This window comes from Asanoa sp. NPDC050611, assembly GCF_040654855.1.
Taxonomy (GTDB): Bacteria; Actinomycetota; Actinomycetes; order Mycobacteriales; family Micromonosporaceae; genus Asanoa.
Map to the genome: position 1 here is coordinate 1 of NZ_JBFAIU010000427.1, position 5,586 is coordinate 5,586.

3 protein-coding genes are annotated in these 5,586 nt (G+C 71.3%); 1 reads left to right on the top strand and 2 read right to left on the bottom strand.

The features are described from left to right. Window positions 1-91 precede the first annotated feature (91 nt). Window positions 92-1,858, bottom strand: coding sequence for a discoidin domain-containing protein (locus AB0H87_RS37160; protein WP_360156932.1), 1,767 nt, complete (start codon window positions 1,856-1,858; stop codon window positions 92-94). A gap of 181 nt (window positions 1,859-2,039) precedes the next feature. On the opposite strand from AB0H87_RS37160, the gene AB0H87_RS37165 reads away from it, so the two are divergent. After that, entirely contained in the window at window positions 2,040-5,099 is a 3,060-nt protein-coding gene (locus AB0H87_RS37165) for a discoidin domain-containing protein (RefSeq protein WP_360156935.1), read from the top strand. On the opposite strand, the gene AB0H87_RS37170 is transcribed toward AB0H87_RS37165, so the two are convergent. Beyond that, the gene (locus AB0H87_RS37170; protein ID WP_360156938.1) at window positions 5,096-5,461 is read right to left on the bottom strand and encodes a VOC family protein; all 366 of its coding nucleotides are present in this window, start codon (window positions 5,459-5,461) and stop codon (window positions 5,096-5,098) included. The genes AB0H87_RS37165 and AB0H87_RS37170 overlap by 4 nt on opposite strands. Window positions 5,462-5,586 lie beyond the last annotated feature (125 nt).

Consider the following 5,586-nt stretch of genomic DNA (forward strand, 5'->3'; position numbering starts at 1 on the left):
GCCCTGCCCCCTTTGCTCTGCATCCATATACGCAACAGCCCGTCGCGAGCTGATGCGTATATGGATGCAGAGCAAAGGGGCGGCGCAGTGGTTACCAGCCCACGGCCACCAGCAGCCACTGTGGGCTGCCGTGTGAGATGAACGAGGACTGTTCGGCGTAGTCGTCGTACGGGAAGCCGTACGACAGGTTGTTGATCGCTCGGTCGTGCCAGAACTTCGCGTAGTAGTTGGCCGGCGCGGCCTGGTAGAAGTTGGCCGGGTTGGACCACTGCGCCTGCGGCAGGTGCGCCACGTGCCGGTTCAGTGCCGCGCAGCCCGCCGCGTTGTTGGCCAGCGGGCCCGCGCAGCCGAAGATGTCCGAGGTGGACGCCGGCAGGCCGTTCTGCGACGCGTACGCCGTCAGGTAGTTCTGGTAGGCCCCACCGGACCGGAACTGGGGAGAGTTGCCCGGTGACGGGATCCGGTACGGCGCCTGGATCGTCGCCAGGTGCTTGAACTCCGCCGGCACCGCGTCCGAGAACCGCTGGAACGTCTGCTCGCGTGTCTCGGCGAACGTCGCCTCCGTCTCGCCGACCGCCGCGTCGTAGCCGTCGCGGGAGTGCAGCCGCATCGCGAGCTTCAGCGCGAACGCGTCGACCCGGGTCGTGTTGCCGTTGAAGACGTTCGGCCCCACCGTGAACTCGATGAAGTCGTTGTACTCGCTGGTCGGCGAGCCGAGGTGGAAGTACATCCGCCCGGCCGTGTTCGCCGGCATGTCGAAGTACGGCTGCTCGGCGATCGAGTGCACCTGCCCGTTGTAGCTCCAGTAGACCTGGCTGTCCGGGTAGCGGCCGTTGGTCCGGTTGAGGATCTTGACCATCACCACGTTCTGCGCGGCCGGGATCGACGACGTGTCGCCCCAGAACCCACCGCCACCCGGCGGGTTCGACGTCGGCGGCGGGGTCGGCCCACCGCCCGTGGTGCGGACCACGAACTCCCACAACGAGTACCCGTACGCGGTGGCCCGCGCGGTGCCGTTCATCCGCACGTAGCGGCCGGACCCGGAGACGGACAATGTCTGCGTCCCGCCGGTGCCGGTCGTGGTCGAGTACACCGTCTGCCATGGACCGTCCGGCCCGGCGGAGACCTGGATCTGGAACGCCCGCGCGTACGCCGGCTCCCACTGCAGGACCACCTGGCAGAGCGTCTGCGTGCTGCCCAGGTCGACCCGGATCCACTGCGGGTCGGTGAACGCGCTGGACCACCGGGTCGCCGCGTTGCCGTCGAACGCGGCCGAGGCCGGCATCGTGGCGTTCTCGACGGTCGAGGCCGCCGCGGGCCGGTTCAGCGCCGCGTTGCCGGAGCAGCCGGTGCCGGTGTCGATCAGGCCGTAGACCTGGAACTCCCAGAGCGAGTACCCGTAGGCCGTGCCGCGCGCGGTGCCGTTCATCCGCACGTAGCGGCCCGAGCCGGACACGGTCAGCGCCTGCGTGCCGCCCGTCCCGGTGGTGGTCGAGTAGATGGTGGTCCACGGCCCGGACGCGGCGGCCGCGACCTGGATCTGGAACGCGCGCGCGTAGGCGGCCTCCCACTGCAGCGTCACCTGGGCGACCTGGGTGGTCGTGCCGAGGTCGACCTGGATCCACTGCGGGTCGGCGAACGCGCTCGACCAGCGGGTGCCGGCGTTGCCGTCGACGGCGGCCGAGGCCGGCGAGGCCGCGTTCTCGGTCGTGGAGGCGGTGGCCGGCTTGCCCTGGGAGACCAGGACGAGGGCGGCGTCCGCGGGCGACCGGCTGGTCACCACGAACAGCGCGGTGAGGAGGATGGCCGCGGCGACCACGGCGAGCGCGGCGCGGCGGCGGGACAGGACATGGGGCATCTGGACTCCTGCGGGGACGGAAGCAGGGGCGTGAGAGCGCTCTCAGGGGCAGACGTTCGTCCCGCGCGGCGCGGTTGTCAAGAGACCGCGACGAATATTCGCCCCCTTGACTGGCGGCCACTGGGTCGCGACTCTGTTGGAGAGCGCTCTCCAAATCGTCCGTCCCCGTATTGGAGTGCACATGCCAGCCCCACCCCGCCGCCGGCTGCTCGTCGCCGGCGCGATCCTCACGCTGCTCGTCGCCGGTGGCCTGCAGGCCAGCCCGGCCGCCGCCGCCGGCCCGCTCATCTCCCAGGGCAAGACCGCCACGGCCTCGTCCACCGAGAACGCCGGCACGCCCGCCTCGGCCGCCGTCGACGGCAACGCCGGCACCCGCTGGTCGAGCGCGTTCGCCGACCCGCAGTGGCTGCAGGTCGACCTCGGCGCCACCGCGGCGATCGACCAGGTCGAGCTCGTCTGGGAGACGGCCGCCGCGTCGGCCTTCCAGATCCAGGTCGCGGCCGCCGCCGGCGGTCCGTGGCAGACCGTCTACTCCACCACCACCGCGACCGGCGGCACGCAGACCCTGGCCGTCGCCGGCTCCGGCCGCTACGTGCGCATGTACGGCACCGCCCGGACCACCGGCTACGGCTACTCGCTCTGGGAGTTCCGGGTGTTCGGCACGATCGGCGGCGGTGGTCCGACCGATCCGCCACCGGCCGGCGGCACGCCGATCTCCGCGTTCCGGAGCGTCAACGCCTCGTCGTACGAGGGTGGCAACGCGCCCGCGGCCGCCGTCGACGGCCGCACCACCACCCGCTGGTCCAGCCAGTTCAGCGATCCACAGTGGATCAGCGTCGACTTCGGCGGCACCGCCGGCATCAACCAGGTCGTGCTCAACTGGGAGAGTGCGTACGCGTCCGCGTACCGCCTGGAGACGTCGAACGACGGCAACGCCTGGACCACCGTCTACAGCACCGCCGCCGGCCGCGGCGGGGTCGAGCGGCTCGCGGTCAGCGGCACCGGACGGTTCCTGCGGCTGTACGGGACCGCCCGCGCCACGGGCTACGGCTACTCGCTGTGGGAGCTGCAGGTCTTCGGCACGGTCGACAACAGCGCCTCCACGCCGCCGTTGCTCTCCGGGCCGACCCGGCCACCGGGGACGACCGGCCAGTTCGCGCTCAACGCACCGGCCGACGGCGCGATGGTCACCACGACCCGCCGCCCGGCGCTGTCGTGGGCCGCGGTCGGCGGCGCGACGCGGTACCAGGTCTGGATCAACGTCAGCCGGACCGACTACGACTTCGCCGCGTCCGGCAACCTGCTCGACCTCTACACGCGGGTAGCGGAGGTCACCGGCACGTCGTACACCCCGAGCTGGGATCTTGCCGACCGGTGGACCTACAAGTGGTACGTCACCGCGAACGGGTCCACCAGCACCATCCGCCGGTTCAGCGTCTACGTGCCCACGCTCGAGACCGTCGCCGACGGGATCACCATCGTCGGCGGCGCGCGGGACCTGGACCGCAACGGATCGATCCAGCCGTACGAGGACTGGCGCCAGCCGATCGAGACCCGGGTCAACGATCTCCTGGGCCGCATGACGGCCGAGGAGAAGGCGTACCAGATGTTCTACAACGCCCAGGCGTTCCCGCGCTCGGGCTGGCACTTCGGCCCGGCCGGCGCCGCCGACCTGCACGCCGCGCTGCTCGGCTCGTCGGGCACCCGGCTCGGCATCCCGTTCATCTCGGCCGGCGACACGATCCACGGCTACCAGACCACGTACCCGACGCAGAGCGCACTGGCCGCGGGCCGCGACTACCCGTTGCAGTACAAGCTCGGCGACATGCAGCGCCGGGAACAGCTGGAGGTCGGCACCCGCGGCGTGCTCGGCCCGCTCGCCGAGGTCGGCACCAAGGTGCTCTACCCGCGCATCCAGGAGGGCAACGGCGAGAACGCCGCGGTGGCGGCGGCCCAGGTGCGGGCGCTGGTCGCGGGCCTGCAGGGCGGCCCGGAGCTCAACCCGCGGTCGGTGCTCGCGACGGTCAAGCACTGGCCGGGCGAGGGCGCGGGCGGCGAGGCGCTGATCGTGTACGACGGTGTCACGATCAAGTACCACATGATCCCGTTCCGGGCGGCGATGGAGGCCGGCGCGGTCAACATCATGCCCGGGTACGCCGGCTCGTCGTTCCTGGACCCGGGCGGCCCGGGTGCGGGCGACAGCGCGCCGATCCTCGCCTACCTGCGACAGAACCTCGGCTACCAGGGGTTGATCACCACCGACTGGCTGCCGTGGGGCTCCTGGATCGGCGCCGCGCGGGCCGGCTCCGACGTGATGGGCGGCGCCGACCCGGGCGCCGCGGGGTTCACGATGTCGTCGTTCATCGCCGGCGTGCCCGCGGCGCGGATCGACGACGCCGTCCGGCGGGTGCTGCGGATCAAGTTCCAGCTCGGGCTCTTCGAGAACCCGTACGGCGACCCGGTCAACGGCCCGTACCGGATGCACCAGCCGTCCTACACGGCGCTGGCCAACCAGGCGTCGCGCGAGGCGATGACGCTGCTGAAGAACGACGGCGCGGTGCTGCCGCTGCGCCTGGCCGCCGGCGACACGGTCGTGGTGGCCGGACCGCGGGCGACCGACACGTCGGCCTGCTGCATCTGGACGAGCTACTTCCACCAGGAGTACGGCTCGCTGACCATGCTGGACGCCATCCGCGCGCGGGGTGCCCAGGCCGGGGTCAACGTGGTGTCCGGTGACGCGCCCAACCCGAAGGTGGCGATCGTCGCGGTCGGGGAGGGCTCCTACACGCACGGGACGCAGTGGGTGAAGGAGCAGCCGTACCTGCCGCCGGACCAGCTCGCGCTGATCCGCGGTTTCCGCGCCCGGGGGATCCCGGTGGTGGTCGCGCTGGTCATGCCCCGCCCGTACGTGATCACCGAGTGGAACGACCAGGCGAACGCGATCGTCGTCACCTACCGCGGTGGCGAGGAGATGGGCCCGGCCCTGGCCAGCCTGCTGTTCGGCGACTACGCGCCGACGGGCAAGCTGCCGTGGCAACTGCCGCGCAGCCTGGCCGACGTGCTCCGCCCGGGCGGCAGCGACGTGCTGGCCGACGCGACGGAGGCGTGGGACCTGCCCTACGACCTCGGCGCGACGGCCGCGCAGCGCAGCACGTTGCGGGCGCAGATCGACGCGGGCCAGCAGCCCACGCCGACCGGCAACCCGCTCTATCAATACGGAGCCGGACGGACCGGTTTCTAACGGGTCTGGGTGAGCGCGAGGTTGTGGCCGTCCGGATCGCGGAAGAACGTCATCCACAGCTCGCCGTTCGCGTCCCGGTGCACGACATGCGGCTCGTCGAGGAAGGTGACCCCTTCCTTGGCGAGCCGCTCGCGCTCGGCGTCGAGATCGTCGACGGTGAAGTAGAGCGTCACCTTGCTGGCGAACGCCTCGGACTCGGGCACGCCGAGATAGAGGCGGACGTCGCCGCTCTGGAAGAACGCCATCGACTGCCCCGGCACGTCGAACAGGAACGGCACACCGAGCACGTCCCGATAGAACCGGACGGACCGCTCGAGCTCGCTCACGCTGACGTGGATCTGCGACACCGCACCAACCGACATGCCTCTCAGCTCACCAGCAGTCACCCAGGGTCGCAACCGGACACTCGGACGGGGGTACGCACGTGCAGGACCTGGGCCCGGTCCACACCGACGCGGTCAAGGTCGGCGTCTTCCTCAAGACCGAC